The organism is Pontibacter sp. JAM-7 (assembly GCF_048548695.2).
Classification (GTDB): Bacteria; Pseudomonadota; Gammaproteobacteria; order Pseudomonadales; family Balneatricaceae; genus Neptuniibacter.
Window position 1 is genome coordinate 1 of sequence record NZ_JBLYIF020000013.1, and the last position, 23,907, is coordinate 23,907.

Consider the following 23,907-nt stretch of genomic DNA (forward strand, 5'->3'; position numbering starts at 1 on the left):
GTAGCCATGGAAGAAGGTCTGCGCTTCGCGATTCGTGAAGGTGGCCGTACTGTTGGTGCTGGCGTTGTATCCAAAATCGTTGAGTAATTAATACTCTCTGATTGAAAAAGCCCTCTTCGGAGGGCTTTTTTGTGTCTGGCGTTGGGGGGGTGCGGCGGTTCGGCTAAATAAACAATAAGTTTTGTTGACCTGTCCTTTTCCTGCCAGTAGAATTTGCGTCCCTCTCATTGTAGGGGGAGGTCGGCTATGCCGTTTTTAAACATATTGGAAATGTGATCGAAATGCAGAATCAGAAAATTCGTATTCGTCTGAAAGCCTTTGATCATCGCCTGATCGACTCGTCCACGCAGGAAATCGTAGATACTGCAAAACGGACTGGCGCTCAGGTACGAGGCCCGATCCCGCTTCCTACCCGTAAAGAGCGCTATACAGTGCTGATTTCACCGCACGTCAACAAAGACGCCCGCGATCAGTATGAAATCCGTACTCACAAGCGTGTTCTGGATATCGTTGAGCCAACAGAAAAAACTGTTGATGCATTGATGAAGCTGGATCTTGCTGCGGGTGTTGAAGTGCAGATCAGCCTCGGCTAATTAAGGCAACTGCGCAGAATTAATCTTATTAATGAAGCGCTTTTTATGTGTGGAATGCTCTGGAAAGGGCAGCCGTAGTGGGTAACAGCCCCGTACACAACTGGCAAGAGGTTTTAAAAACAATGTCTGTAGGTCTTATCGGACGTAAAGCGGGTATGACTCGCGTCTTCACTGAAGACGGCGTATCCGTGCCAGTCACTGTCATCGAAGTGGAACCGAACCGTGTTACTGCAGTGAAAACTGCTGAAACCGACGGCTACGCTGCTGTGCAGGTGACCACTGGTGGTAAGAAGGCTAATCGCCTTTCTAAGCCGGATGCTGGTCAGTTTGCAAAAGCAGGTGTCGAAGCAGGACGTGGTTTGTGGGAGTTCCGCCTGTCAGGTGACGAAGAAGTCAACGTTGGTGAAGAGCTAACTGTTGCGCGCTTTGAAGCTGGTCAGAAGGTAGATGTAACCGGTCGTTCTAAAGGTAAAGGTTTCCAGGGTGGTATTAAACGCTGGAACTTCTCCATGCAGGACGCAACTCACGGTAACTCGCTTTCTCACCGTGCTCCAGGTTCTATTGGTCAGTGTCAGACTCCTGGTCGTGTTTGGAAGGGCAAGAAGATGGCGGGTCACATGGGTGACGCACGGGTAACTGTGCAGACCCTGGAAGTCGTTCGCGTTGACGCGGAACGTAACCTGTTGTTGATCAAAGGTGCTGTTCCAGGCTCAACTGGCGGTGACGTAATCGTTAAACCGGCCGTTAAAGCCGGCGCCTAAGGGGGTTTGAAATGAATCTGAATTTAGCTGGAGCTAAAGGTTCGGTTGAAGTTTCCGACCTGGCTTTTGGTAAAGAATTCAACGAGACGCTAGTACACCAGGTTGTTACTGCATACCTGGCAGGCGCTCGTCAGGGTACTAAAGCTCAGAAAAACCGTTCTGCGGTTTCTGGTGGCGGTGCTAAGCCATGGCGTCAGAAGGGTACTGGTCGTGCCCGTGCGGGTACTATCCGCTCTCCGTTGTGGCGTTCTGGTGGTGTGACTTTCGCAGCTGCACCGCGTAGCCATGCTCAGAAAGTAAACAAGAAAATGTATCGCGCAGCACTGCGTTGCATCTTGTCTGAGTTGGTTCGTCAGGATCGTTTGGTTGTTGTTGAGGAATTCGCTATCGAATCTCCAAAAACCAAACAGTTTGTGGCCAAGCTGAAAGAGCTTGAGCTGAGTAATGCACTGCTGATTACTGAAGACGTAGAGCAGAACCTGTATCTGGCTTCCCGTAACGTGCCACATGTGGACGTGCGTGATGCTGCTGGCCTGGATCCTGTATCCCTGGTTGGCTTCGATAAAGTACTGGTAACTGTACCTGCGTTGAAGAAAATCGAGGAGACGCTGGCATGAATCAGGAACGCATCTACAAAGTGCTGCTGGGTCCGCACATCTCCGAGAAAGCTACTATCGTAGCTGATGGTTCTCAGCAGGTTGTTTTCCGTGTGGCAAAAGACGCTACTAAACCGGAAATCAAAGAAGCCGTAGAGCAGTTGTTTAACGTCAAAGTAAAAGGCGTAAACGTGCTTAATGCTAAAGGCAAAACCAAGCGCACTGCGCGTGGTCTGGGTAAGCGCAGTAGTGTGCGGAAAGCCTATGTTTGCCTGGCTGACGGTTCTGAGATTGATTTCCTCGGTGGCGAGTAATAGAGGGTATATAAAATGGCAGTGACTAAGACTAAGCCGACCTCTGCTGGACGTCGTCATGTAGTAAAGGTATCCAATACCGACCTGCATAAAGGCAAGCCGTATGCGCCACTTGTTGAAAAGAAAAGCAAGAGTGGTGGTCGTAACCACCATGGTCGCATTACTACTCGCCACATTGGCGGTGGTCACAAACAGCAGTACCGCTTGATTGATTTTCGTCGTAACAAAGACGGTATTCCAGCAACTGTAGAACGTCTGGAATACGATCCTAACCGCTCCGCTCACATCGCTTTGGTGGTGTATGCAGACGGTGAGCGTCGTTACATTATTGCGCCAAAAGGTCTGACCTCCGGCGCGAAAGTTCAGTCCGGTGAATACGTTGATATCAAACCAGGTAACTGTATGCCTCTGCGCAACGTTCCTGTTGGTTCCGTTATTCATTGTATCGAACTGAAACCAGGTAAAGGTGCACAGGTAGCTCGTTCTGCGGGTACTTCTGCGCAGCTGGTCGCACGTGATGGTGCTTATGCGACTTTGCGTCTGCGCTCTGGCGAGATGCGTAAAGTGCTGGCTGAATGTCGTGCAACCCTGGGTGAAGTGAGCAACAGCGAACACAGCCTGAAGCAGCTCGGTAAAGCCGGTGCTACTCGCTGGCGTGGTGTTCGTCCTACCGTGCGCGGTGTTGCGATGAACCCGGTAGACCATCCGCATGGTGGTGGTGAAGGTCGTACCTCTGGTGGTCGTCATCCTGTGACGCCTTGGGGTGTTCCGACCAAGGGTTATAAAACTCGTAAGAACAAGCGTACCGATAAACTGATCGTACGCCGTCGTAACGCTAAGTAGAGGATACAGCTGTGCCACGTTCACTGAAGAAAGGTCCTTTTATCGACCTTCACCTGTTGAAAAAGGTAGAAGCTGCAGTTGAAGCCAGCGACCGTCGTCCGATCAAAACTTGGTCACGTCGTTCTACGGTTTTTCCAAACTTCGTAGGTTTGACAATTGCAGTACATAACGGCCGTCAGCATGTTCCGGTATTTATTACCGAAGACATGGTTGGTCATAAACTGGGCGAGTTTGCCGTGACCCGTAACTACCGCGGTCATGCTGCAGACAAAAAAGCCAAGCGATAAGGAGTTAGATGATGGAAGTTGCCGCTAAGCATAAAGGCGCCCGCATCTCCGCACAGAAAGCCCGTCTGGTTGCTGACCAGATTCGTGGTAAGTCTGTCGGCGAAGCTCTGAATATCCTGGCGTATAGTCCTAAAAAAGGTGCGGTGCTTGTTAAGAAGGTACTCGAATCTGCTATTGCTAACGCAGAGCATAATGAAGGTGCTGATATTGACGAGCTGCGCGTTTCAACTGTCTTCGTAGATGAAGGCATGACGATGAAACGCATTAAGCCGCGTGCGAAAGGTCGCGCTGATCGTATCTTAAAGCGCTCCTGTCACATCACTGTTAAAGTGGCCGACTGAGCTGACTGCTAGGAGATCATTATGGGTCAGAAAGTAAATCCGACCGGTATTCGCCTTGGAATTGTCAAAGATCACACGTCTGTGTGGTATGCCGACAAAGGTGAATATGCAACGAAGCTGTTAAATGACTTGCAGGTACGTGAGTACCTGGATGGACAGCTAAAGAACGCGTCTGTCAGCCGCATCGAGATCGAGCGCCCTGCACAGAACGCTAAAATCACCATTCATACTGCCCGTCCGGGTATCGTGATTGGTAAAAAAGGTGAAGATGTTGAGAAGCTGCGCAACACCGTATCAGAAATGATGGGTGTACCGGTTCACATCAACATCGAAGAGATTCGCAAGCCTGAGCTGGACGGTCGTCTGGTTGCTCAGGGCGTTGCGAGTCAGTTGGAGCGTCGAGTCATGTTCCGTCGCGCTATGAAGCGTGCGGTTCAGAACGCTATGCGTCTAGGTGCCAAGGGTATCAAGATTCAGCTTAGCGGACGTCTGGGTGGCGCCGAGATTGCTCGTACTGAATGGTATCGTGAAGGCCGTGTGCCACTGCACACTCTGCGTGCTGATATCGATTACGCTACGTACGAAGCACACACCACTTACGGTGTGATCGGCGTTAAAGTCTGGATCTTCAAGGGTGAAGTTCTTGGTGGCATCGAGCAGGTGCGTGCCGAGAAAAATGCACCTAAGAAGAAAGGTAAGTGAGGTAGACGTCGATGCTCCAACCAAAACGACTTAAGTACCGCAAGATGATGAAAGGTCGCAACCGCGGCCTGGCGCAGCGCGGTAGCACCGTAAGCTTTGGTGAATTCGCGCTGAAAGCTACCGGTCGTGGCCGCATCACTGCGCGCCAGATCGAGGCTGCGCGTCGTACCATGACTCGTCACGTGAAGCGTGGTGGTAAAATTTGGATCCGCGTGTTCCCGGACAAGCCGATCTCCAAAAAGCCGCTTGAAGTACGTATGGGTAAAGGTAAAGGTGCTGTTGAGTATTGGGTTGCTCAGATTAAGCCTGGCAAAGTGTTGTTCGAAATGAGCGGCGTGCCAGAACAGCTTGCTTCTGAAGCGTTTAACCTGGCTGCGGCGAAATTGCCGGTTGCCACCACCATTGTTAAACGGACGGTGATGTAATGAAAGCAATTGAACTACGTGATAAGTCCGTTGACGAGCTTCAGCAGGAACTGCTGGGTCTTCTGAAAGAGCAGTTCAACCTGCGCATGCAGAAGTCCACTGGTCAGCTGGCGCAGACTCACCTGCTGGGTCAGGTGCGTCGCGACATCGCCCGCGTGAAGACAGTACTCAATGAAAAGGCAGGTAACTAATATGAGCGCCGAAAAACGTACCCGGACAGTGACCGGCCGTGTTGTCAGCGACAAGATGGATAAAACCATCACCGTGCTGATTGAGCGTCGTGAAAAGCACCCAATCTATGGGAAGTTCATGAAGCGCTCATCAAAACTGCATGCTCATGATGAAAAGAATGAGTGCCAGCAGGGTGATCTAGTGACCATCGCTGAGAGCCGTCCTTTGTCCAAGAACAAAACCTGGACACTTGTTCGTATTGAAGAGCGTGCAGCAAAGGTGTAAGATTACGCGCCTTTGCTCCATTAGCCGGTTCGTTTGCCTGGCAGGCGAACCCTAAATGTTTCTGGAGTAGACCATGATTCAGACTGAATCGATGCTTGATGTCGCTGATAACAGCGGTGCCAAGCGTGTACAGTGTATTAAGGTCCTGGGTGGCTCTCACCGCCGCTACGCCCGTGTGGGTGACATCATTAAGGTGACTGTTAAGGAAGCAATTCCTCGTGGCAAAGTGAAAAAAGGTCAGGTTCTTAAGGCTGTTGTTGTACGTACCCGTAAAGGTGTTCGTCGTCCGGATGGTTCGCTTATCCGCTTTGATACAAACTCTGCGGTTTTGTTGAACGCCAACGACGCGCCAATCGGCACGCGTATCTTCGGCCCAGTAACGCGTGAGCTTCGTAATGAGAAGTTCATGAAAATCATTTCCCTGGCGCCTGAAGTGCTATAAAGGCCAAGCACATACTGTTTGGCTTATGTGAAAACGCTAACTCCGAGAGGGGTTGGCGTTTTTGAGCATGAGAGGGTAGTAGGAAGCGATATAGGTATAGTATGCGCAAAATTAAACGTGACGATGAAGTAATTGTCATCGCAGGAAAAGACAAGGGCAAGCGTGGCAAGGTTATGCGTGTCTTGGACGACCGTTTGGTTGTTTCTGGTATCAACATGGTGAAGAAGCACACTAAGCCTAACCCTATGTTGGGTAAGCCGGGTGGCATCATTGAAAAAGAAGCAGCGATTGCTGTTTCCAATGTGGCGATCTTCAATCCGCAGACTGGTAAGGGCGACCGTGTCGGCTTCAAGACTCTTGAAGACGGTACTAAAGTGCGTTTCTTCAAGTCTTCCGGCGAAGTCATTGGCGGATAAGGGGAGCTGATATCATGTCTAGACTGAAAGCGCTTTATAAAGATTCCGTTAAGCAGCAGCTTAAAGAAGAACTGAGCTGCCCTAACGTTATGGCGGTTCCACGCATCACTAAAATCACGCTGAATATGGGTGTTGGTGAAGCGTTGGGCGACAAAAAAGAACTGGAACATGCTGTTGCGGATATGACCGCAATCGCAGGTCAGAAACCGGTTGTTACACTGGCACGTAAATCCATCGCGGGCTTTAAAGTTCGTGAAGGTTGGCCGATCGGTTGTAAAGTGACGCTGCGTGGCGAACGGATGTGGGAATTCCTGGACCGACTGGTGGATATCTCTATTCCGCGTATTCGTGACTTCCGTGGTCTGAACCCGAAATCATTTGACGGTCGCGGCAACTATAGCATGGGCGTTAAAGAGCAGATTATCTTCCCAGAACGAGAGTTCGATAAGGTAGATAAGCTGCGTGGTATGGATATAACCATCACCACGACTGCTCAGACTAACGATGAGGGACGTGCCCTGCTGGCAGCCCTGAACTTCCCATTCCGCAAGTGATAGGGGTATATCATGGCTAAGGAATCAATGAAGGCACGTGAAGCTAAGCGTGCAAAGCTGGTTGCTAAATATGCTGAGAAACGTGCTCAGCTGAAAGCGATCATTAGTAGTCCTAATTCATCTGAAGACGAAATCTGGGATGCGACTATCGCATTGCAGAAACTGCCACGCGATTCTAGTGCCTCGCGTCAGCAGCTTCGTTGTCAGTTGACTGGTCGTCCACACGCTGTTTATCGCAAGTTCGGCATGTGCCGTAACAAACTGCGTGAAGCTGCTATGCGTGGTGATGTTCCAGGTCTGAAGAAAGCTAGCTGGTAACAGTTGGTTCAACGGTAAGCACGGTGGGCAGGGCCTGAAACGGCTACCGCATCGTGCTGCACAAGAGGAAGTAAATGCATGAGCATGCAAGATACTCTCGCGGATATGCTAACTCGCATCCGCAACGGTCACATGGCTGAAAAGCAGGCCGTATCTATGCCGGCTTCCAATGCCAAAGTAAATGTAGCTAAGGTTCTGAAAGAAGAAGGTTACATCACTGACTTCGCAGTAGAAGGTGATGTAAAACCGGTTCTGACAGTAGAGCTTAAGTACTTTGAAGGTAAGCCGGTAATTGAAGAGATCAAACGCGTTAGTCGTCCAGGTCTGCGTATCTATAAGAACGCAAAAGAGCTGCCAACTGTAGCAGGCGGCCTGGGTATCGCGATTATCTCTACTAGTAAAGGTGTCATGGCTGATCGCGCTGCACGCGCTGCAGGCATCGGCGGTGAAGTAATCTGCACGGTATTCTAAGAGGTATTTCAATGTCACGTATTGCGAAAAGCCCCGTAGTTGTACCTGCAGGTGTTGAACTGAAACTGGCTGGTCAATCCGTCAGTATCAAAGGTCAAAACGGTCAGTTGTCTTTGGATGTGCATCCTTCTGTAGAAGTGAAGCAAGAAGATAACACTGTAACCTTTGCTGCTCGCGATGAATCCAAGCTGGCGCGTTCTCTGTCCGGTACAACCCGTTCTCTGGTGAACAACATGGTGGTCGGCGTTACTGAAGGTTTCAAAAAGACTTTGGAACTTCAGGGTGTTGGTTACCGTGCTGCGGCTAAAGGTGATTCTCTGAATTTGGTGCTGGGTTTCTCCCACCCAATCGACTATCAGCTGCCAGCAGGCATTAAAGCTGAGACACCTAACCAGACCACAGTTGTTATCAGCGGTGCTGATAAACAGACCGTGGGTCAGGTAGCTGCCGAAATTCGTGCGTTCCGTCCGCCTGAGCCTTACAAAGGTAAAGGTGTTCGTTACGCGAATGAGTATGTTCGCCGTAAAGAAGCGAAGAAAAAGTAAGTAGGGCAGGGTTATGAACGCTAAGAAACAAGCTCGTATTCGTCGTGCGCGCCGCTCTCGCCTGAAAATGCGTGAGCTGGGTGCAACACGTTTGTGTGTGACTCGCACTCCGCGTCACATCTACGCCCAGGTTATTTCTGCTGACGGCAGCAAGGTTATTGCCTCTGCTTCGACGGTAGAAAAAGATCTGCGTGAAACCGCAACCGGTAACGTTTCTGCAGCCGAAAAAGTAGGTCAGCTGATCGCTTCTCGTGCGCAGGAAGCCGGTGTAACTGAAGTGGCTTTCGACCGTTCTGGTTTCCAGTTCCACGGTCGTGTTAAGGCACTTGCTGATGCGGCCCGCGAAGGCGGCCTGAAATTCTAAAGGGATCGAATATGTCAAATCATGATCAGAAAGACGGCGATCTGCAGGAAAAACTGGTTCAGGTTAACCGCGTCGCAAAAGTAGTTAAAGGTGGCCGTATCTTCGGTTTTACCGCACTGACTGTTGTTGGTGATGGTAAAGGCCGTGTAGGTTTCGGCCGTGGTAAGGCACGTGAAGTACCTGCTGCAATCCAGAAAGCAATGGAGCAGGCACGTCGTAACATGGTTCAGGTTGACCTGAACGGTGACACGCTGCAGTACCCAATTAAAGCACGTCATGGTGCTTCTAAGGTTTACATGCAGCCTGCCTCTGAAGGTACTGGTGTAATCGCCGGTGGTGCGATGCGTGCAGTACTGGAACTGGCTGGCGTCCACAACGTACTGGCCAAGTGCTATGGCTCTACTAACCCGGTAAACGTGGTACGCGCGACCGTTAAAGGTCTGGCGTCCATGAACTCTCCGGAAGATGTAGCGGCTAAGCGTGGCAAGTCTGTAGACGAGATTCTGGGGTAATCGACATGGCTAACACTGTAAAAGTAACACTGGTACGCAGCCCTATCGGTACTCTGCCTAAGCACAAATTGTGCGTAAAGGGTCTGGGTCTGCGCCGCATTGGACACACAGTTGAAGTGGAAGACACTCCATCTGTTCGTGGCATGATCAACAAAGTCAACTACATGGTTCGTGTAGAAGGCGAGTAAGGGAGTTCACAAGATGCGTCTGAACACTCTGAGTTCGGCTGAAGGTTCCCGTCCATCCCGCAAACGTGTGGGTCGTGGTATTGGTTCCGGTCTGGGCAAAACTTGTGGCCGTGGCCACAAAGGTCAGAAATCCCGCTCTGGCGGTTCTGTGAAGCCAGGTTTTGAAGGCGGTCAGATGCCGTTGCAGCGTCGTCTGCCTAAGTTCGGTTTCACTTCCCGTGGCGCGCGTTATGTTGCTGAGATTCGTCTTGGCGAACTAACAAGCGTACAGGCGGATGTTATCGATCTGGCTGCACTGAAAGCGGCGGACATCATCAAGGAAGAGATCAAATCTGCCAAGGTGATTCTGTCCGGCGAAATTACAAAAGCCGTCACCATTAAGGGTCTTCGTGTGACCAAAGGTGCACAGGCTGCTATCGAAGCTGCAGGCGGTAAAGTCGAGGCGTAAATGGCTAAGAAAGGAACAATGCCGGCGGGCACACAGAACGGACTGGGCGAGCTGAAAGCTCGGTTGCTGTTCGTTTTGGTGGCGATCGTGGTTTACCGTATCGGTGCACATATTCCTGTGCCCGGTATCAACCCTGATCGTCTTGCTGCGCTGTTTGATCAGAACCAGGGGACGATCCTGAGTCTCTTCAATATGTTCTCCGGTGGTGCACTGGAGCGCATGAGTATTCTGGCACTGGGTATCATGCCGTACATCTCTGCATCTATTATTATGCAGCTGATGTCGGTAGTGAGTCCGACTCTGGCCCAGTTGAAGAAAGAAGGGGAAGCAGGTCGCCGTAAAATCAACCAGTACACGCGCTACGGTACTGTCGTTCTGGCGACCATTCAGTCGTTCGGTATGGCGGTGGGCTTGGCGAATCAGGGTGTAGCATTTAATACCGGTGGCAGTTTCTATTTTGTTGCTGTCGTGACGCTGGTAGCGGGTGCGGTATTTCTGATGTGGCTGGGTGAACAGGTAACTGAACGGGGTATCGGTAACGGTATTTCGATTCTGATCTTTGCCGGTATCGTTGCTGGGCTGCCAGGTGCCATTGGTCAGGCCTTCGAAGCTGCGCGTCAGGGGGATTTGAATATCCTGGCGTTGTTGGTGATTGCCTTTTTGGCAGTGGTTACTGTGGGGTTTGTGGTGTTTATGGAACGTGGACAGCGTCGTATCACCATTAACTATGCCAAGCGACAGCAAGGCAACCGTGTATATGCGGCTCAGACCAGTCACCTACCGCTGAAGGTTAATATGGCCGGTGTTATACCGCCGATCTTCGCCTCAAGTATTCTGCTGTTCCCTGCGTCTATGGCGCAGTGGTCAGGCCAGGGCGAAGGTATGGACTGGTTGCAGGATGTGGCGCTTGCGCTGGGTCCGGGTCAACCGCTGTATATTCTGCTGTTCTCGGTAGCCATTATCTTCTTCTGTTATTTCTATACTGCGATCGTTTTTAACCCAAAAGACGTCGCGGATAACCTGAAGAAATCTGGTGCATTCATTCCGGGAATTCGTCCGGGTGAGCAATCAGCACGGTACATTGATACTGTGTTGGGTCGACTGACGCTATTTGGTGCCCTGTATATCACGGCAGTTTCGCTGATGCCCCAGTTCCTGGTGGTAGCCGCAAACGTACCGTTCTATTTTGGTGGCACCTCGCTCCTGATCGTCGTAGTGGTCGTGATGGATTTTATGGCTCAAGTACAGTCCCATCTGATGTCTCATCAGTATGAGTCCTTGATGAAGAAATCTAATCTCAAAGGTGGTGGTGCAGGTCTGCTGCGCTAATCACTATCTGGAGTAGATCATGAAAGTACGTGCATCTGTTAAAAAGATCTGTCGTAACTGCAAAATCGTGCGTCGTAACGGTTCAGTTCGAGTGATCTGCAAAGTAGAGCCGCGTCATAAACAGCGTCAGGGCTAAGCGTAAGCTTGATCTGACATTGGCCGCAGGGGCATGCAACATCGCTTGATTTGTATGTAATCAACGTGTAGTATTGCGCGCCTTCTGCGAACAGAACATTTTTTTTATGATGTCGGTTAATAACAACCAGACATCACTGAAAACGGAGTAATAGAATGGCCCGTATAGCTGGCGTCAATATTCCTGACAATAAGCATGCGGTAATTTCTCTGACTTACATTTACGGAATTGGCCGCACGACTGCGACTGGCATCTGTAGCGCTTGTGGTATTACACCAAGCACTAAGATTGCTGATCTTTCTGACGAGCAGCTGGACAACGTTCGTGGAGAAGTTGCCAAGCTGACTGTTGAAGGCGACCTGCGTCGTGAAGTGTCCATGAGCATTAAACGTCTCATGGATCTTGGTTGTTTCCGCGGTCTGCGTCACCGCCGTAACCTGCCGGTTCGCGGTCAGCGCAGTAAGACTAACGCGCGCACTCGTAAGGGCCCGCGTAAGCCGATCCGTAAGTAAGTGGTAAGCGATAGGAATTCCGAATATGGCAAAGCCAGGTAATCGCACACGCAAAAAAGTAAAGAAGCAAGTAGCTGATGGGTTCGCCCACATCCACGCTTCTTTTAACAATACGATCATTACAATTACTGATCGCCAGGGTAATGCTTTGTCCTGGGCAACTGCAGGTGGCTCCGGCTTCCGTGGTTCCCGTAAAAGCACCCCGTTCGCCGCTCAGGTTGCTGCTGAGCGTGCTGGGCAGGCCGCTCTTGAGTACGGCCTGAAAAACCTCGACGTATTTGTGAAGGGTCCTGGACCCGGCCGTGAGTCCGCTGTGCGCGCACTCAATGCATGTGGCTACAAAATCGCAAATATCACGGATGTGACGCCTATTCCTCATAATGGATGTCGTCCGCCGAAGAAACGTCGCGTTTAAACTGGAGACGGTAATATGGCTCGTTATCTTGGACCTAAGTGCAAGCTGTCTCGTCGGGAAGGTACAGACCTTTTCCTGAAGAGTGGCGTACGTGCACTGGACAGCAAGTGTAAAGCTGAGACTGTTCCAGGCGTACACGGTGCCCGTCGTAGTCGTTTATCCGACTATGGCCTGCAGCTGCGCGAGAAACAAAAAGTTCGCCGTATGTACGGCATCTTGGAACGTCAGTTCCGCAATTATTACAAAGAAGCGGCTCGTCGCACTGGTGCAACCGGTGAAAACCTGCTCCAGTTGCTGGAAAGTCGTTTGGACAATGTTGTTTATCGGATGGGATTCGGCACTACTCGTGCAGAAGCTCGTCAGATCGTATCGCACCGCTCTATCACTGTTAATGGTCAGGTTGTCAACATTGCTTCCTACCAGGTGAAAGCGGGTGATGTGGTCGCAGTTCGCGAAAAAGCTAAGAACCAGCTGCGTATCAAACACGCAATGGAACTGGCTGGTCAGCGTGCTGCTGTTGAGTGGGTAGATGTAGATTCAGGCAAAATGGAAGGGACTTTTAAAGCCCTGCCAGAGCGTTCTGATCTGTCTGCCGACATCAACGAACAGCTGATTGTTGAGCTGTACTCGAAGTAATTCTTAATCTTTTATTGGTGGAAATATGCAGCGTTCGGTAAATGAATTTCTCAGTCCACGTCACATTGACGTACAGGAAATCAGCAAAACTCGCGCTAAAGTGACTCTCGAGCCACTGGAGCGTGGCTTTGGCCATACGCTGGGCAATGCGCTGCGTCGTATTTTGCTCTCCTCTATGCCGGGTTGTGCGGTAACCGGAGTTGAGATTGACGGCGTTTTGCATGAGTACAGCACGATTGAAGGGGTGCAGGAGGATGTCATTGAGATCCTTCTGAACCTGAAAGGCGTTGCCATCACATTGCATAATGCTGATCTGGCTACCCTAACCCTGAGCAAAACTGGCGCTGGTCCTGTTACCGCAGGTGACATTCAACTGACCCAAGATGTTGAAATCGCCAACCCGGACCACGTTATTGCTCATTTGAATGACGGTGCGAGTCTGAACATGCAGCTGACTGTAGAACGTGGCCGTGGCTACGTACCTGCTGATGCTCGTTTGTCTGATGAAGATGAGACTCGTGCAATTGGTCGTCTGCAGCTGGATGCAACATTCAGCCCAGTACGCCGTGTTTCCTACGTAGTAGAAAGCGCGCGTGTTGAGCAGCGTACTGACCTGGATAAACTCGTTATCGATATTGAGTCCAATGGCACTATCGATCCAGAAGAAGCGATCCGTCGCGCTGCTACAATCTTGCAGCAGCAGTTGGTGGTATTCGTTGACCTGGAAGACGGTGCTGACCAGGCCAAGGATGAACCTGCAGAGCCGGAAATTGATCCGATTCTGTTGCGTCCTGTAGATGATCTGGAGCTGACTGTTCGTTCCGCCAACTGTCTGAAAGCAGAGCAGATTTACTATATTGGTGATCTGATCCAGCGCACAGAGGTTGAACTGCTGAAGACTCCGAACCTGGGTAAAAAGTCGCTGACCGAGATCAAGGACGTACTGGCTTCCAAGGGTCTGTCCCTGGGGATGCGTCTTGAAAATTGGCCGCCGGCTAGCCTGAAGAACGACGATAAAGTCGCTTCTTAATTCAGGATTCTAAACTGACAAGTTTGGTAGGGATTTAACATGCGTCATCGTAATTCTGGTCGTCACTTCAGCCGTACCAGTGCGCACCGCAAAGCCATGTTCAAAAACATGGCAGTTTCTCTGTTTGAGCACGAGTTGATTCGTACAACTCTGCCTAAAGCAAAAGAACTGCGTCGCTATGCAGAGCCACTGATCACACTGGCGAAAAACGACACTGTTGCAAATCGCCGTCTGGCATTTGCTCGTACTGGCAGCAAACAGGCTGTTGGTAAACTGTTCAACGATCTGGGTCCACGTTATGGTTCCCGTCCTGGTGGTTACCTGCGCATTTTGAAATGCGGTTTCCGTCCAGGTGATAATGCGCCTATGGCGTATGTTGAACTGGTTGACCGTCCAGCTGGAGCAGTTGCTGACGAAGCTGAAGATTAATTTTTAATTGATCATCAAAAACCCGGCCTCGTGCCGGGTTTTTTTGTGTCTGAAGAACTGTTTTACAGCTTCTTTTGGTTGGATTATTGCTGTTTGATCGGTATTGCTTAACTCCAGCAGTGCGGAAGTAATGAAACTAATTTAATCGTTTCTCCTTGAGGTGGGTTAAGATCTTTGGGCGCCTAAAAATCTTAATACTCTAAACCACCCTGGTTGCGGGGCCGCTACGCTACGTCCCGGAGCGTTTCAGTTATCAGTGCGGGCAGAGAAGCCGGTCCTAGGGTCTCAGACAACTCTGCCCTTGCTATTGTTGATAGCTTTCAATAGCGCAGGACATAAGTGTTCGCCTGCGCAGAAGGCGACTAGAGGTGTCAGCTTCAAGGCCGGAGGTCTACCTGGAAATTCGTATGCGTCATGAATCGACTTGCTAATACTTTTCCTAAGGTCTTTCAGTCTGACTAGGCTTCAGGCAGTATCAACAGGTGCCTGCAGGGAGCGGGTAAGCAGGAAGGGCGTTTCGTTATGTTTTTTATCGCCAGCAATGCTGGTTCGGTGCGTGGCTGATTATTGAACAGTAACATTAAAAGGTTCAATGCCCTTGTTTATCTTTTGTATTTTCTTTTTTAATTTTATCTGAAATTCAATAAGCTAGATAATCTGCGTCGTTCGCATGGGGTATTATGAGGTATCCCTACTAATTATTATTAGGTCGAAGACCTCATAAACGTAGTGTTATGTGTCTCCGGCCCACAAGTATCGTTTTATATTCGACGGGTGAATTCGAATATAATTTTTTTATTATTCACCAACAATCATGAGTAAAGAAGATGGCTAAAGGTACAGTTAAGTGGTTCAACGCCGACAAGGGTTTTGGTTTTATTACACCTGAGGATGGTGGTAAGGATCTATTTGTTCATCATTCAGAAATTCAAGCTGGTGGTGGGTACGCAACATTGAATGATGGCCAAGCGGTTGAATTTGAAGTTGGTCAAGGCCAAAAGGGCCCTTGTGCAAATAAAGTTGTTCCTGTTTAAGTAACAACATATCACAAGCAAATGCAGTAGGACGGCTTTGCCGTCCGCTGCTTTTGGTATGATGTACTTATAGCTTTTTCAGCAAGTAGTGCTGTAATAAGCCGAATGAAAGTTTATTCAGCGACTACCGCCCTCTAGAACCAACGCTTCGTTAGTCCAATTTACAGCAACGGCTTAAGAAACCGCCCAGTATGTGATGCCGGGCTGGCCGCAATCTGTTCAGGTGTGCCTTCGGCGATTATCTGGCCGCCTTTTACGCCGCCCTCTGGGCCTAGGTCTACCACCCAGTCTGCTGTTTTGATCACATCTAGGTTGTGCTCGATCACCACGATGGTGTTGCCGTGATCTCGCAGGCGAGTCAGGACGTTGAGCAGCTGCTGGATATCGTGGAAGTGCAGACCGGTGGTGGGTTCGTCGAGGATGTACAGCGTTTTGCCGGTATCGCGTTTAGAGAGTTCTTTGGAGAGCTTGATGCGCTGGGCTTCACCGCCGGATAACGTGGTTGCAGCCTGGCCCAGCCGGATATAGGACAGGCCGACGTCAATCAGGGTTTGCAGGCGGCGGGCCAGGGCGGGTATGGCATCAAAGAACTGACGGGCATCTTCTACGGTAAGATCCAGTACTTCATGGATGCTTTTGCCTTTGTATTTTACTTCCAGGGTTTCACGGTTGTAGCGTTTACCTTTACAGACGTCACAAGGCACGTAGATGTCTGGCAGGAAGTGCATCTCTACTTTGATGACGCCGTCGCCCTGACAGGCTTCGCAACGGCCGCCTTTGACGTTAAAACTGAAGCGTCCCGGCTTATAGCCTCTGGCGCGGGCTTCCTGGGTGCCGGCAAACAGTTCTCTAACCGGGGTGAAGATACCGGTGTAGGTGGCGGGGTTGGAACGCGGTGTACGGCCAATAGGACTCTGGTCAATATCGATGACCTTGTCAAAATGCTGCAGGCCTTTGACGTTGTCATGGGGTGCGGCATCCAGGGTGGTGGCATGGTTGAGCTCGGTTGCTGCTACTGGATACAGGGTGTTGTTAATCAGGGTTGATTTACCGGAACCGGACACCCCTGTGACGCAGGTGAATAATCCTACCGGCAGTGATAGGTCAACCTGTTGCAGGTTATTGCCCGAGGCACCTAATACCTCAAGCTGCTTGTTTGGATCAGGGACGTGCCGCTTATCGGGTACGGCAATGGTTTTACGGCCGCTAAGATATTGTCCGGTCACAGACTCTGGAGAGTTCATGATATCTTCAGGTAGGCCTGCAGCAATGACTTCTCCGCCATGGACGCCAGCGCCAGGGCCGATGTCGATCAGGAAGTCTGCCATGCGAATGGCATCTTCGTCGTGCTCTACCACAATCACAGTGTTGCCCAGATCGCGCAGATGAATCAGGGTTTTCAGTAGGCGTTCGTTGTCCCGTTGGTGTAGACCGATGGATGGCTCATCGAGAATGTACATCACGCCTACCAGGCCAGCACCAATCTGACTGGCCAGCCGGATGCGCTGGGCCTCACCTCCTGACAGGGTGTCAGCATTGCGTGACAGTGACAGATATTCCAGCCCGACATTCACCAGAAATGACAGGCGCTCCCGAATCTCTTTGAGGATTTTTTCCGCGATAGCGCCCTGCTTTCCGGTCAGGTGTAGTTGCTCAAAATAATCCAGGCTGTCGCCGATGGGCAGCTTAACCAATTGTGGCAGAGTGTGGTTATCAATAAATACATGCCGGGCATCGCGCCTGAGTCGACTGCCGTCGCAGCTTGGGCAGGCTTGTACGTTTAGGTATTTCGCCAGATCTTCACGCACGGTTTCTGATTCAGTCTCACGAAAACGCCGCTCCAGATTATTCAGTACCCCTTCGAACGTGTGCGCTTTGCTGATGATGTCGCCGCGATCATTCAGATAGCGGAACGGAATGGTTTCCCGTCCACTGCCCTGCAGAATCACTGCCTGGTGCGCGGGTTTGAGGTTTTTGAACGGGGTGTCGATATCAAAACCGTAATGGTCTGCCAGTGCTTTTAGCTGCTGGAAGTAATACAGATTGCGTCGATCCCAGCCGCGAATCGCGCCTTCTGACAGGGTCAGGTTTTGGTCAGACACGACCTTCTTGGTATCGAAAAACTGTTTTACGCCCAATCCGTCACAGCTACTGCAGGCGCCATGCGGGTTATTGAATGAGAACAGGCGCGGTTCCAATTCCTGAATACTGTGCCCACACTGCGGGCAGGCAAAGCGGGAGGAAAACACCAATTCGTCCCGGGTTTCATCCATATACGCGATGCGGGCGATACCGTCACTTAGCTGCAGTGCGGTTTCAAATGATTCTGCCAAGCGGTTTTGCAGGTCCTCGCGTACTTTAAAGCGGTCTATGACCACCTCAATGTCATGCTTTTTGTTTTTATCCAGGTCCGGGGCGCTGTCCAGATCAACCACCAGCCCGTCAATACGGGCGCGAATATACCCCTCGGCCCGCAGATTGTTGATGATATGTAAGTGCTCACCTTTACGTCCCTGAATTACCGGCGCCAGCAGCATCAGCTTGCTGCCTTCCTCTAGTGCCAGTACCTGATCCACCATCTGGCTGATGGTTTGCGCGGCCAGTGGCAGATCGTGGTCCGGACAGCGGGGCTCACCGGCGCGGGCAAACAGTAGGCGCAGGTAGTCATAAATCTCGGTAATAGTGCCGACGGTGGAGCGGGGGTTGTGTGAAGTCGATTTCTGCTCGATAGAAATAGCCGGCGACAGGCCTTCGATGTGATCGACATCCGGTTTTTCCATCATCGACAGAAACTGACGGGCATAGGTAGATAGTGACTCTACATAGCGACGCTGGCCTTCTGCGTACAGGGTATCAAAGGCTAAAGAAGATTTGCCGGAGCCGGAAAGGCCGGTGATTACAACCAGTTTATCCCGGGGGATATCCAAGTCGATATTCTTTAGATTGTGGGTGCGAGCACCCCGTACCAGAATATTTTCCATCTGCTCACTCGGTGGGCCAAAAACGTACCATTATAAATGTCTTTGCCCGGCGGCAGAACCGGAAATATGGTGTGACTGTCTTTGGCTGCATGGTAAGCTATGCGGCTAATAAGAACGGCGTGTTTACCGTTCATTCTGGAACAAATGGAGAGAGTCATGGCGCGTGGCGTTAACAAAGTGATTCTGGTGGGTAACCTGGGTGGTGATCCGGAAGTCAGGTATATGCCGAGCGGCAATGCAGTAACCAACGTTACCCTGGCAACCTCGGAGTCATGGAAAGATAAGCAAACTGGTCAGATGCAGGACCGTACAGAGTGGCATCGGGTGGTTTTCTTTAACCGTCTGGCTGAAGTTGCCGGCGAGTACCTGCGTAAGGGTAGCAAACTCTACGTAGAAGGCTCTCTGCGTACCCGTAAGTGGCAGGATCAGGGTGGCCAGGATCGTTATACCACCGAAATTGTTGCCAGTGATATGCAGATGCTGGATAGCCGTGGTGATGCTGGCGGTGGTTATGCTCAGCCTCAGGGGCAGCCTCAGGGACAGCCGCAACAGGCGTCACGGCCGGCGCCGTCTCCTCAGCCACAACAACAGCCTTCATCTGCACCAAGTGCTCCGCCACAGGGTTTTGATGATTTTGACGACGATATTCCATTTTAATCTGAATGGAATTGAGGCAGTTGCTTAAGCCAGTGCGTGTGCTGGTGACAGGTGCCGGCGGTCAAGCCGGTGCTGCCCTATGTCGGCTACTGGTCGAAGACCCCTGTTTTGAAGCGATACCGTTGATGCGTGCTGAGCTTGATATCACTCAGGCGGCAGGTATCGCTGAAGCGTTATCGGAACATGCGCCGGATTATGTGGTCAATTGTGCAGGTGTCACGCACTTTAATCAGTCCGGTCAGCAGCCTGATATTTTCTATGCGGTGAATTGTGAAGCGGTAGAGCATCTGGCGAAAGCCTGTGTTGCGCAAAAGATTCCTTTGCTGCACCTCTCGTCTGATGCGGTCTTTGATAGTCAGTATGCCAGTGGTTATGCCGAAGATGACGCCGTCGCCCCGCAGGGCGTGTATGGTGAAAGTGTCTGGCAGGGCGAGCAGCGACTCAGAGCCTGCCTTGAGCAGCACATTATTCTTCGGGTCAGCTGGTTGTTCAGTGCCCATGGTGCGAATTTTTTGACTGCAACGGTGCGCGCTGCGCGGGAAGAAGACACACTGCAGGAAATGACGAGCCATGTTGGTTGTCCTACCTCGGCACATGATGTCGCGCGGGTGATTACTGCGATGATTAAGCAGCTCAGCAGCGGTGCTCAGGCGTGGGGCACCTATCATTATTGTGGTGCTGAGGTGATTAGCCGTTACGACTTTTGTAAAGAAATTTTGATTGCGGCTAGTGAGTATGAAAGCTTGCGGGTAGAAAAACTGGTGCCCCTGAACACTGCAGACGCTTCAGCGCAGGATGAGCTGCCAAGCAGCTCTGTCCTGCTGTGTAAGAAATTGCTGAATATTTTCGGTATTCGCCAGCGGCCATGGCGGCAGGAATTAAAAGCAGAAATGCGCGCTCTGTATCAGTTAGGTACTAGTGACTCTTAAAAGGGTAGCGGTGACTTGCTGATTGCAACGGCCATAATATAACCGAAGCAGAGCACTGCCGCGCCGCTGGTCAACGCAATGGCTGGGCGCGTATGGGCTTTTTTAAGTGCCACAGTTCCCAGCCCAATATATACCAGCAACAGGACAACCTTAGTGGTTAACCAGGCGTGCGCCAGTGGGTATTGTTGCAGTAATACTGCGAGGCTGATTGCGCTGATGAGCAGCAGCGTGTCATTGATGTGAGGCACAATCCGCAACCATTTGGCGTAGGCCTGTTGCGGGCGCTGCCAGTGCAGGCCTGCGCGCCAGATGAATAGAAGCAGACTAACGACTACAGTAATCATATGGATGTGCTTAATAAGTGGGTACATATCGGGCTCTAGGTTGTTTAGGTTACAAGCGTTAATTGGGAATTTTGGCAAACTATGCAAGCCACACCAGATACAACACCAGCGTTAATCGACCGCTTTGGCCGGCGGGTTGATTATGTGCGCCTTAGTGTTACCGATCGCTGTGACTTTCGTTGCGTCTACTGCATGTCAGAAAATATGCAGTTTCTCCCACGCGCTCAGGTACTTACGCTGGAAGAACTGTATCAGATAGCGGCAGCGTTTACTGCGTTAGGCGTTAAACGCATTCGTCTCACTGGCGGTGAGCCGCTGGTGCGTAAAAATGTATTGTCACTGGTGCGTATGCTGGGCGAACTGGATATTGAGTTGTCGCTAACTACGAATGGCTCCCAGTTGCCTGTGATGGCAAATGACTTGAAGGCGGCGGGGGTTAGCCGGCTGAATATCAGCTTGGATAGCCTGGATGCTGAACGTTTTCATGATTTGACTCGAACCGGTAAGTTGGTTCAGGTATTACACGGTATTGAAGCTGCAAAGCAGGCGGGATTTGAGCGCATAAAGCTGAATGCGGTTATTTTGAAAAACCGGAATGATGATGAAATCCTGTCTCTGGTTGATTTTGCCCGTGAGCAGGGTCTGGATATCAGCTTTATTGAGGAAATGCCGCTGGGGGTGATCTCTGAGCACAGTCGTGCCGAAGCCTATTGCTCAAGTGATGAAGTTAAGGCAGCCATTGAGCAACAATACACATTGCAATCAACTGTCGAGCGCACGGGTGGCCCATCAAAGTACTACCGTATGCCTGATAGCAATTCGCGCATTGGCTTTATCTCGCCACACAGTCATAATTTTTGCGGCGACTGTAACCGGGTTCGCGTCACGGTAGAGGGGCGCTTGTTGCTCTGTCTGGGCAATGAGCATTCGGTTGACCTGAGAGATCTCTTGCGCCAGCACCCTGGTGATCAGGCAATATTGCAGCAGGCGATTATCGACGCCATGGACCTGAAGCCTGAACGGCATCATTTCGAACTTGATGAAGATCCACAAATCATCCGTTTTATGAATATGACCGGCGGTTGATTCGTGTCCACAGTTGCTTGTTGTGACTGTCGCTGTATAGGTTAATCCTAAAGTAACTGCAGCCCGAGCCGGAAATAGGTAAAATACCGCCTGAATTTTAGCCAGGTCTGTAGAGGAAGTATGGTCGATCAACAAGATCCCTTTAAGGAGATCAGGCCCTATCGCGATAATGAGGTGGCCGATGTATTGAGTAGTCTGCTCAATGATTATGAGTTTTTGTCTGCGGTAACCCAGTATCAGTTTCCAAAATGGTCGCGGCATGCCGGCTGGCTGCTTCGCCCTCTGGTGCGCCTGGCTTTGGCTGGTAAGGTGGGCGAGGTTGAGACAATTCGTGACTTTCAGGAGTTGGTCGCCAGTTATATGCGCAAGATGATCAGTCGTACTACCACGCGGCTGACGTGCAGCGGCATTGACCAGTTGGACCCGGAAGACGCTTATTTGTTTATTTCCAATCACCGTGATATCGCGATGGACCCAGCCTTTGTTAACTGGGTACGTTACCAATATGGCATGGATACTGTCCGTATAGCGATTGGCGATAATCTGCTGCGCAAGCCTTACGTTTCAGACATTATGCGCCTTAATAAGAGCTTTATTGTCAATCGTTCCGCTAGCGGTCGTGAAATGATGAAGGCGCTAACGCAGTTGTCAGATTATATCGATCATAGCATCCAGGCCGGTGAGTCTATTTGGTTGGCGCAACGGGAAGGCCGGGCTAAAGACGGCAATGATCAAACCGATCCGACTATTCTGAAAATGCTCTATATGGCGCATCGTAAGCAGCGCAGCTTTCCTGAGCAGGTGAAGCGGCTGAGTATTGTGCCTGTCTCTATCTCTTATGAGTATGACCCCTGTGATGCGTTAAAAGCCAATGAATTGCATGCTAAAGCGACGCATGGCTTCTATGAAAAAGGCCAGTACGAAGATATCGACAGCATTGTTAAAGGCATCACCGGTAACAAGGGGCATGTGCATGTGGCGTTTGGTGATGTCATTGAAGGTGATTTTGAATCACCTGAAGCGCTGGCGCAGGAGATCGACCGGCAAATACTGTCCAATTATCACCTGCACGCGTCAAATAAAATTGCCGCGGGTGTAGAGGATAGTGTGTCTGCGGAAGAACGGGCGCAATTTGATGAGAGGTTGCAGCTAGTGGCAGATGGTGCGCAGGATATGCTCCGCCAGATGTATGCCAACCCGGTGCATAACAAGCGTGCGCTGCAGGGGGTATTGTGAAACAGCAACTTACTCATCTGGATGATCAGGGCAATGCACAGATGGTCGATGTGTCCGATAAGGCTGTGACCGTACGTGAAGCCGTCGCTGAAGGCGGTATAACGATGCAGCCGGAAACCCTCAAGATGATTGTTGAAGGTGGTCATGCAAAAGGTGACGTCTTGGCCGTAGCGCGTATTGCTGGTATCCAGGCTGCTAAGCGAACCAGTGACCTGATTCCGTTATGTCATCCGCTGATGTTAAGTAAAGTCAGTGTCGATTTGGTGCCTGACCTCGATAGCAGCAGTGTTCGTGTTACTGCGTACTGTAAATTGGCGGCACAGACGGGTGTGGAAATGGAAGCGCTAACAGCAGTGTCTGTCGCCTGTCTAACGGTTTACGATATGTGTAAAGCGGTTGATAAAGGGATGGTCATCTCATCTATTCAGTTGCGTGAAAAAAAGGGTGGTCGTAGTGGTCACTGGCAGGCGGAGTAGTTGATGTTAAAAGTGGTGTTTTTTGCCAGTTTAAAGGAGCGTCTGGCCAGCGAAGGAGAGGTGCTCGAGAAGCCCGGTCATGTGACTACCGTTGGTGAACTGGTGACGTTCCTATTGCAGCAGAACTCGCATTGGGTTGGGATTTTGGACGCACAGAATATTCGCACTGCTTGTGATCATGAAATCTGTGATGCAGATACTCCACTAAACGGTGACGAAGAAGTTGCCTTTTTTCCACCGGTCACTGGGGGTTAAATGTTGCGTCAGCCAACCCCGCTCCATTATGTACGCGCCGCTTGTTATTACTTGGGCTTTTACTCGGTAACGGTTGTTTATGCCTGTATCTGCTTATTGATTGCGCCATGGTTGCCATATCGCCCACGCTTCAAATTAATCACGGGGATTAACTATTTTTATATCTTCTGGTTAAACGTATGTTGCGGGGTCAAGGTAAGTGTTGAGGGCAGGGAGCACCTGCCGAGTCAGGGCGCTTATGTGGTGGTTGCCAACCATCAAAGTGAATGGGAAACCCTGTTTTTTCAAACCTTGGTGCGGCCGCAGTGTGCGGTGTTAAAGCGTGAATTGTTAAAAATTCCGTTCTTTGGCTGGGTTTTGGCGATGTTGAAACCTATTGCGTTGGACCGAAGTAAGCGGCGGGAAGCCCTCAAGCAATTATTGGCTCAGGGTAGCGACCGTCTGGCGCAACAGATTCCCGTGTTGATCTTTCCGCAGGGGACGCGTGTACCCGTCGGTAAAGTAGGCCGGTTTAATAAGGGAGCTGCCATGTTGGCGGTTAAGAATGCAGTGCCTGTGGTGCCGATTTATCATAACGCCGGTGAATATTGGCCAGGGAAAAGTTTTGTAAAATACCCGGGTACAGTTCGGGTTGTAATAGGCGAGCCGATCAATCCTGAATCGTTGTCCGTTGAAGCAGTGCATCAGCAGTCAGTTGTTTGGCTGGAGTCTCATCTTCAAGCTAAACCTGCTGCGCAGTCAGTAGAATAATTCTGCAATTTTTATCCGTGCCTGTTGACCTTAATTCTGTGCGGTGTAGAATGCGCCTCCCTGACCGCTACAGGGCAGTGTTTATCTGCCGGGTGG

39 protein-coding genes are annotated in these 23,907 nt (G+C 50.7%); 37 read left to right on the forward strand and 2 right to left on the reverse strand.

Features of this window, described 5'->3' with window-relative positions:
• From ACFVYJ_RS13395 to ACFVYJ_RS13540, 30 genes are all read left to right on the forward strand, one after another.
• A partial coding sequence (locus ACFVYJ_RS13395; RefSeq protein WP_419416146.1) for an EF-Tu C-terminal domain-related protein occupies window positions 1-87 on the forward strand: 87 nt, incomplete at its 5' end.
• A gap of 194 nt (window positions 88-281) precedes the next feature.
• Complete coding sequence (gene rpsJ, locus ACFVYJ_RS13400; RefSeq protein ID WP_127695088.1) at window positions 282-593, forward strand: 30S ribosomal protein S10; 312 nt, start codon at window positions 282-284, stop codon at window positions 591-593.
• 122 nt (window positions 594-715) lie between these two features.
• Complete coding sequence (gene rplC, locus ACFVYJ_RS13405) at window positions 716-1,354, forward strand: 50S ribosomal protein L3 (protein WP_419416112.1); 639 nt, start codon at window positions 716-718, stop codon at window positions 1,352-1,354.
• Between the two features lie 11 nt (window positions 1,355-1,365).
• Complete coding sequence (rplD, locus tag ACFVYJ_RS13410; protein ID WP_419416113.1) at window positions 1,366-1,971, forward strand: 50S ribosomal protein L4; 606 nt, start codon at window positions 1,366-1,368, stop codon at window positions 1,969-1,971.
• Window positions 1,968-2,264 carry a 50S ribosomal protein L23 gene (rplW, locus tag ACFVYJ_RS13415; protein ID WP_419416114.1) on the forward strand — a complete coding sequence of 99 codons (297 nt, stop codon included), beginning with the start codon at window positions 1,968-1,970 and terminating at the stop codon, window positions 2,262-2,264. Before rplD ends, rplW begins: the two co-directional genes overlap by 4 nt.
• 15 nt (window positions 2,265-2,279) lie before the next feature.
• Complete coding sequence (gene rplB / locus ACFVYJ_RS13420; protein ID WP_419416115.1) at window positions 2,280-3,107, forward strand: 50S ribosomal protein L2; 828 nt, start codon at window positions 2,280-2,282, stop codon at window positions 3,105-3,107.
• An 11-nt stretch (window positions 3,108-3,118) separates the two neighbouring features.
• Window positions 3,119-3,394, forward strand: coding sequence for a 30S ribosomal protein S19 (gene rpsS, locus ACFVYJ_RS13425; protein WP_419416116.1), 276 nt, complete (start codon window positions 3,119-3,121; stop codon window positions 3,392-3,394).
• Window positions 3,395-3,402: 8 nt separating this feature from the next.
• Window positions 3,403-3,735: a 50S ribosomal protein L22 gene (gene rplV, locus ACFVYJ_RS13430; protein ID WP_463255401.1), complete on the forward strand. Its 333-nt coding sequence runs from the start codon at window positions 3,403-3,405 to the stop codon at window positions 3,733-3,735.
• A gap of 21 nt (window positions 3,736-3,756) precedes the next feature.
• Entirely contained in the window at window positions 3,757-4,437 is a 681-nt protein-coding gene (gene rpsC / locus ACFVYJ_RS13435) for a 30S ribosomal protein S3 (protein WP_419416117.1), read from the forward strand.
• 11 nt (window positions 4,438-4,448) lie between these two features.
• Window positions 4,449-4,862 carry a 50S ribosomal protein L16 gene (rplP, locus tag ACFVYJ_RS13440; RefSeq protein ID WP_419416118.1) on the forward strand — a complete coding sequence of 138 codons (414 nt, stop codon included), beginning with the start codon at window positions 4,449-4,451 and terminating at the stop codon, window positions 4,860-4,862.
• The gene (gene rpmC, locus ACFVYJ_RS13445; protein ID WP_419416119.1) at window positions 4,862-5,053 is read left to right on the forward strand and encodes a 50S ribosomal protein L29; all 192 of its coding nucleotides are present in this window, start codon (window positions 4,862-4,864) and stop codon (window positions 5,051-5,053) included. Before rplP ends, rpmC begins: the two co-directional genes overlap by 1 nt.
• A 1-nt stretch (window position 5,054) precedes the next feature.
• Window positions 5,055-5,318 carry a 30S ribosomal protein S17 gene (gene rpsQ, locus ACFVYJ_RS13450; protein ID WP_419416120.1) on the forward strand — a complete coding sequence of 88 codons (264 nt, stop codon included), beginning with the start codon at window positions 5,055-5,057 and terminating at the stop codon, window positions 5,316-5,318.
• 73 nt (window positions 5,319-5,391) lie between these two features.
• On the forward strand, window positions 5,392-5,760 hold the full coding sequence (gene rplN / locus ACFVYJ_RS13455; RefSeq protein ID WP_419416121.1) for a 50S ribosomal protein L14: 369 nt from the start codon (window positions 5,392-5,394) through the stop codon (window positions 5,758-5,760).
• Window positions 5,761-5,861: 101 nt separating this feature from the next.
• A complete protein-coding gene (gene rplX / locus ACFVYJ_RS13460) occupies window positions 5,862-6,176 on the forward strand; it encodes a 50S ribosomal protein L24 (protein WP_419416122.1) in 315 nt (104 codons plus the stop codon).
• A gap of 14 nt (window positions 6,177-6,190) precedes the next feature.
• Window positions 6,191-6,730 (forward strand): 50S ribosomal protein L5, encoded by a 540-nt coding sequence (gene rplE, locus ACFVYJ_RS13465; protein WP_419416123.1) that lies wholly within the window; start codon window positions 6,191-6,193, stop codon window positions 6,728-6,730.
• 12 nt (window positions 6,731-6,742) lie between these two features.
• Entirely contained in the window at window positions 6,743-7,048 is a 306-nt protein-coding gene (rpsN, locus tag ACFVYJ_RS13470) for a 30S ribosomal protein S14 (protein ID WP_419416124.1), read from the forward strand.
• Window positions 7,049-7,126: 78 nt separating this feature from the next.
• Window positions 7,127-7,519 (forward strand): 30S ribosomal protein S8, encoded by a 393-nt coding sequence (gene rpsH, locus ACFVYJ_RS13475; protein WP_419416125.1) that lies wholly within the window; start codon window positions 7,127-7,129, stop codon window positions 7,517-7,519.
• Between the two features lie 11 nt (window positions 7,520-7,530).
• Entirely contained in the window at window positions 7,531-8,064 is a 534-nt protein-coding gene (rplF, locus tag ACFVYJ_RS13480) for a 50S ribosomal protein L6 (protein ID WP_419416126.1), read from the forward strand.
• Between the two features lie 13 nt (window positions 8,065-8,077).
• Window positions 8,078-8,428: a 50S ribosomal protein L18 gene (rplR, locus tag ACFVYJ_RS13485; RefSeq protein ID WP_419416127.1), complete on the forward strand. Its 351-nt coding sequence runs from the start codon at window positions 8,078-8,080 to the stop codon at window positions 8,426-8,428.
• Between the two features lie 11 nt (window positions 8,429-8,439).
• The gene (gene rpsE, locus ACFVYJ_RS13490) at window positions 8,440-8,940 is read left to right on the forward strand and encodes a 30S ribosomal protein S5 (protein WP_419416128.1); all 501 of its coding nucleotides are present in this window, start codon (window positions 8,440-8,442) and stop codon (window positions 8,938-8,940) included.
• A 5-nt stretch (window positions 8,941-8,945) separates the two neighbouring features.
• Window positions 8,946-9,128: a 50S ribosomal protein L30 gene (rpmD, locus tag ACFVYJ_RS13495; RefSeq protein WP_419416129.1), complete on the forward strand. Its 183-nt coding sequence runs from the start codon at window positions 8,946-8,948 to the stop codon at window positions 9,126-9,128.
• Between the two features lie 13 nt (window positions 9,129-9,141).
• The gene (gene rplO, locus ACFVYJ_RS13500) at window positions 9,142-9,576 is read left to right on the forward strand and encodes a 50S ribosomal protein L15 (RefSeq protein ID WP_419416130.1); all 435 of its coding nucleotides are present in this window, start codon (window positions 9,142-9,144) and stop codon (window positions 9,574-9,576) included.
• On the forward strand, window positions 9,577-10,905 hold the full coding sequence (gene secY / locus ACFVYJ_RS13505) for a preprotein translocase subunit SecY (protein WP_419416131.1): 1,329 nt from the start codon (window positions 9,577-9,579) through the stop codon (window positions 10,903-10,905). It begins immediately after the preceding gene.
• Between the two features lie 19 nt (window positions 10,906-10,924).
• A complete protein-coding gene (gene rpmJ / locus ACFVYJ_RS13510) occupies window positions 10,925-11,041 on the forward strand; it encodes a 50S ribosomal protein L36 (RefSeq protein WP_007021200.1) in 117 nt (38 codons plus the stop codon).
• A gap of 155 nt (window positions 11,042-11,196) precedes the next feature.
• A complete protein-coding gene (gene rpsM, locus ACFVYJ_RS13515) occupies window positions 11,197-11,553 on the forward strand; it encodes a 30S ribosomal protein S13 (protein WP_419416132.1) in 357 nt (118 codons plus the stop codon).
• A 25-nt stretch (window positions 11,554-11,578) separates the two neighbouring features.
• A complete protein-coding gene (gene rpsK / locus ACFVYJ_RS13520) occupies window positions 11,579-11,968 on the forward strand; it encodes a 30S ribosomal protein S11 (protein ID WP_193952514.1) in 390 nt (129 codons plus the stop codon).
• Window positions 11,969-11,983: 15 nt separating this feature from the next.
• The gene (gene rpsD / locus ACFVYJ_RS13525) at window positions 11,984-12,604 is read left to right on the forward strand and encodes a 30S ribosomal protein S4 (RefSeq protein ID WP_419416133.1); all 621 of its coding nucleotides are present in this window, start codon (window positions 11,984-11,986) and stop codon (window positions 12,602-12,604) included.
• Window positions 12,605-12,629: 25 nt separating this feature from the next.
• On the forward strand, window positions 12,630-13,634 hold the full coding sequence (locus tag ACFVYJ_RS13530) for a DNA-directed RNA polymerase subunit alpha (RefSeq protein WP_419416134.1): 1,005 nt from the start codon (window positions 12,630-12,632) through the stop codon (window positions 13,632-13,634).
• Between the two features lie 39 nt (window positions 13,635-13,673).
• Entirely contained in the window at window positions 13,674-14,063 is a 390-nt protein-coding gene (gene rplQ / locus ACFVYJ_RS13535; RefSeq protein ID WP_419416135.1) for a 50S ribosomal protein L17, read from the forward strand.
• Window positions 14,064-14,890: 827 nt separating this feature from the next.
• Window positions 14,891-15,097, forward strand: coding sequence for a cold-shock protein (locus ACFVYJ_RS13540; RefSeq protein ID WP_419416136.1), 207 nt, complete (start codon window positions 14,891-14,893; stop codon window positions 15,095-15,097).
• Between the two features lie 161 nt (window positions 15,098-15,258).
• Here the strand turns inward: ACFVYJ_RS13540 and uvrA are convergent, their stop codons facing one another.
• Entirely contained in the window at window positions 15,259-18,078 is a 2,820-nt protein-coding gene (gene uvrA, locus ACFVYJ_RS13545) for an excinuclease ABC subunit UvrA (RefSeq protein WP_419416137.1), read from the reverse strand.
• Window positions 18,079-18,234: 156 nt separating this feature from the next.
• On the opposite strand from uvrA, the gene ssb reads away from it, so the two are divergent.
• Both ssb and rfbD read left to right on the forward strand, forming a co-directional pair.
• Entirely contained in the window at window positions 18,235-18,735 is a 501-nt protein-coding gene (ssb, locus tag ACFVYJ_RS13550; RefSeq protein ID WP_419416138.1) for a single-stranded DNA-binding protein, read from the forward strand.
• 20 nt (window positions 18,736-18,755) lie between these two features.
• Window positions 18,756-19,664, forward strand: coding sequence for a dTDP-4-dehydrorhamnose reductase (gene rfbD / locus ACFVYJ_RS13555; protein ID WP_419416139.1), 909 nt, complete (start codon window positions 18,756-18,758; stop codon window positions 19,662-19,664).
• On the opposite strand, the gene ACFVYJ_RS13560 is transcribed toward rfbD, so the two are convergent.
• Complete coding sequence (locus tag ACFVYJ_RS13560) at window positions 19,661-20,035, reverse strand: SirB2 family protein (protein ID WP_419416140.1); 375 nt, start codon at window positions 20,033-20,035, stop codon at window positions 19,661-19,663. The two genes, rfbD and ACFVYJ_RS13560, sit on opposite strands and share 4 nt — an antisense overlap.
• A 54-nt stretch (window positions 20,036-20,089) precedes the next feature.
• On the opposite strand from ACFVYJ_RS13560, the gene moaA reads away from it, so the two are divergent.
• The 5 genes from moaA (at window position 20,090) to ACFVYJ_RS13585 (ending at window position 23,811) form a co-directional block, all read left to right on the forward strand.
• Window positions 20,090-21,094: a GTP 3',8-cyclase MoaA gene (gene moaA, locus ACFVYJ_RS13565; protein WP_419416141.1), complete on the forward strand. Its 1,005-nt coding sequence runs from the start codon at window positions 20,090-20,092 to the stop codon at window positions 21,092-21,094.
• Window positions 21,095-21,214: 120 nt separating this feature from the next.
• Window positions 21,215-22,330 (forward strand): 1-acyl-sn-glycerol-3-phosphate acyltransferase, encoded by a 1,116-nt coding sequence (locus ACFVYJ_RS13570; protein WP_419416142.1) that lies wholly within the window; start codon window positions 21,215-21,217, stop codon window positions 22,328-22,330.
• Window positions 22,327-22,806: a cyclic pyranopterin monophosphate synthase MoaC gene (gene moaC, locus ACFVYJ_RS13575; protein ID WP_419416143.1), complete on the forward strand. Its 480-nt coding sequence runs from the start codon at window positions 22,327-22,329 to the stop codon at window positions 22,804-22,806. Before ACFVYJ_RS13570 ends, moaC begins: the two co-directional genes overlap by 4 nt.
• A 3-nt stretch (window positions 22,807-22,809) precedes the next feature.
• On the forward strand, window positions 22,810-23,061 hold the full coding sequence (locus ACFVYJ_RS13580) for a MoaD/ThiS family protein (protein ID WP_419416144.1): 252 nt from the start codon (window positions 22,810-22,812) through the stop codon (window positions 23,059-23,061).
• The gene (locus ACFVYJ_RS13585; protein ID WP_419416145.1) at window positions 23,062-23,811 is read left to right on the forward strand and encodes a lysophospholipid acyltransferase family protein; all 750 of its coding nucleotides are present in this window, start codon (window positions 23,062-23,064) and stop codon (window positions 23,809-23,811) included.
• Window positions 23,812-23,907: the final 96 nt, after the last annotated feature.

Excerpts from the sequence above, each read along its gene's own strand:
- rplP (WP_419416118.1), top strand. The coding sequence starts at position 4,449 with ATGCTCCAACCAAAACGACTTAAGTACCGCAAGATGATGAAAGGTCGC.
- rpsH (WP_419416125.1), top strand. The coding sequence starts at position 7,127 with ATGAGCATGCAAGATACTCTCGCGGATATGCTAACTCGCATCCGCAAC.
- secY (WP_419416131.1), top strand. The coding sequence starts at position 9,577 with ATGGCTAAGAAAGGAACAATGCCGGCGGGCACACAGAACGGACTGGGC.
- rpsM (WP_419416132.1), top strand. The coding sequence starts at position 11,197 with ATGGCCCGTATAGCTGGCGTCAATATTCCTGACAATAAGCATGCGGTA.
- rplD (WP_419416113.1), top strand. The coding sequence starts at position 1,366 with ATGAATCTGAATTTAGCTGGAGCTAAAGGTTCGGTTGAAGTTTCCGAC.
- ACFVYJ_RS13560 (WP_419416140.1), bottom strand. The coding sequence starts at position 20,035 with ATGTACCCACTTATTAAGCACATCCATATGATTACTGTAGTCGTTAGT.
- rplV (WP_463255401.1), top strand. The coding sequence starts at position 3,403 with ATGATGGAAGTTGCCGCTAAGCATAAAGGCGCCCGCATCTCCGCACAG.
- rplE (WP_419416123.1), top strand. The coding sequence starts at position 6,191 with ATGTCTAGACTGAAAGCGCTTTATAAAGATTCCGTTAAGCAGCAGCTT.
- ACFVYJ_RS13570 (WP_419416142.1), top strand. The coding sequence starts at position 21,215 with ATGGTCGATCAACAAGATCCCTTTAAGGAGATCAGGCCCTATCGCGAT.
- rplF (WP_419416126.1), top strand. The coding sequence starts at position 7,531 with ATGTCACGTATTGCGAAAAGCCCCGTAGTTGTACCTGCAGGTGTTGAA.
- rpsC (WP_419416117.1), top strand. The coding sequence starts at position 3,757 with ATGGGTCAGAAAGTAAATCCGACCGGTATTCGCCTTGGAATTGTCAAA.
- rplN (WP_419416121.1), top strand. The coding sequence starts at position 5,392 with ATGATTCAGACTGAATCGATGCTTGATGTCGCTGATAACAGCGGTGCC.
- uvrA (WP_419416137.1), bottom strand. The coding sequence starts at position 18,078 with ATGGAAAATATTCTGGTACGGGGTGCTCGCACCCACAATCTAAAGAAT.
- rplW (WP_419416114.1), top strand. The coding sequence starts at position 1,968 with ATGAATCAGGAACGCATCTACAAAGTGCTGCTGGGTCCGCACATCTCC.
- ACFVYJ_RS13585 (WP_419416145.1), top strand. The coding sequence starts at position 23,062 with ATGTTGCGTCAGCCAACCCCGCTCCATTATGTACGCGCCGCTTGTTAT.
- ACFVYJ_RS13540 (WP_419416136.1), top strand. The coding sequence starts at position 14,891 with ATGGCTAAAGGTACAGTTAAGTGGTTCAACGCCGACAAGGGTTTTGGT.
- rplR (WP_419416127.1), top strand. The coding sequence starts at position 8,078 with ATGAACGCTAAGAAACAAGCTCGTATTCGTCGTGCGCGCCGCTCTCGC.
- rpsK (WP_193952514.1), top strand. The coding sequence starts at position 11,579 with ATGGCAAAGCCAGGTAATCGCACACGCAAAAAAGTAAAGAAGCAAGTA.
- ssb (WP_419416138.1), top strand. The coding sequence starts at position 18,235 with ATGGCGCGTGGCGTTAACAAAGTGATTCTGGTGGGTAACCTGGGTGGT.
- rpsQ (WP_419416120.1), top strand. The coding sequence starts at position 5,055 with ATGAGCGCCGAAAAACGTACCCGGACAGTGACCGGCCGTGTTGTCAGC.
- rplC (WP_419416112.1), top strand. The coding sequence starts at position 716 with ATGTCTGTAGGTCTTATCGGACGTAAAGCGGGTATGACTCGCGTCTTC.
- rpsJ (WP_127695088.1), top strand. The coding sequence starts at position 282 with ATGCAGAATCAGAAAATTCGTATTCGTCTGAAAGCCTTTGATCATCGC.
- rplO (WP_419416130.1), top strand. The coding sequence starts at position 9,142 with ATGCGTCTGAACACTCTGAGTTCGGCTGAAGGTTCCCGTCCATCCCGC.
- ACFVYJ_RS13530 (WP_419416134.1), top strand. The coding sequence starts at position 12,630 with ATGCAGCGTTCGGTAAATGAATTTCTCAGTCCACGTCACATTGACGTA.
- rpmC (WP_419416119.1), top strand. The coding sequence starts at position 4,862 with ATGAAAGCAATTGAACTACGTGATAAGTCCGTTGACGAGCTTCAGCAG.
- rpsE (WP_419416128.1), top strand. The coding sequence starts at position 8,440 with ATGTCAAATCATGATCAGAAAGACGGCGATCTGCAGGAAAAACTGGTT.
- rplX (WP_419416122.1), top strand. The coding sequence starts at position 5,862 with ATGCGCAAAATTAAACGTGACGATGAAGTAATTGTCATCGCAGGAAAA.
- rpmJ (WP_007021200.1), top strand. The coding sequence starts at position 10,925 with ATGAAAGTACGTGCATCTGTTAAAAAGATCTGTCGTAACTGCAAAATC.
- moaA (WP_419416141.1), top strand. The coding sequence starts at position 20,090 with ATGCAAGCCACACCAGATACAACACCAGCGTTAATCGACCGCTTTGGC.
- rplB (WP_419416115.1), top strand. The coding sequence starts at position 2,280 with ATGGCAGTGACTAAGACTAAGCCGACCTCTGCTGGACGTCGTCATGTA.
- rpsD (WP_419416133.1), top strand. The coding sequence starts at position 11,984 with ATGGCTCGTTATCTTGGACCTAAGTGCAAGCTGTCTCGTCGGGAAGGT.
- rpsN (WP_419416124.1), top strand. The coding sequence starts at position 6,743 with ATGGCTAAGGAATCAATGAAGGCACGTGAAGCTAAGCGTGCAAAGCTG.
- rpmD (WP_419416129.1), top strand. The coding sequence starts at position 8,946 with ATGGCTAACACTGTAAAAGTAACACTGGTACGCAGCCCTATCGGTACT.
- ACFVYJ_RS13580 (WP_419416144.1), top strand. The coding sequence starts at position 22,810 with ATGTTAAAAGTGGTGTTTTTTGCCAGTTTAAAGGAGCGTCTGGCCAGC.
- rplQ (WP_419416135.1), top strand. The coding sequence starts at position 13,674 with ATGCGTCATCGTAATTCTGGTCGTCACTTCAGCCGTACCAGTGCGCAC.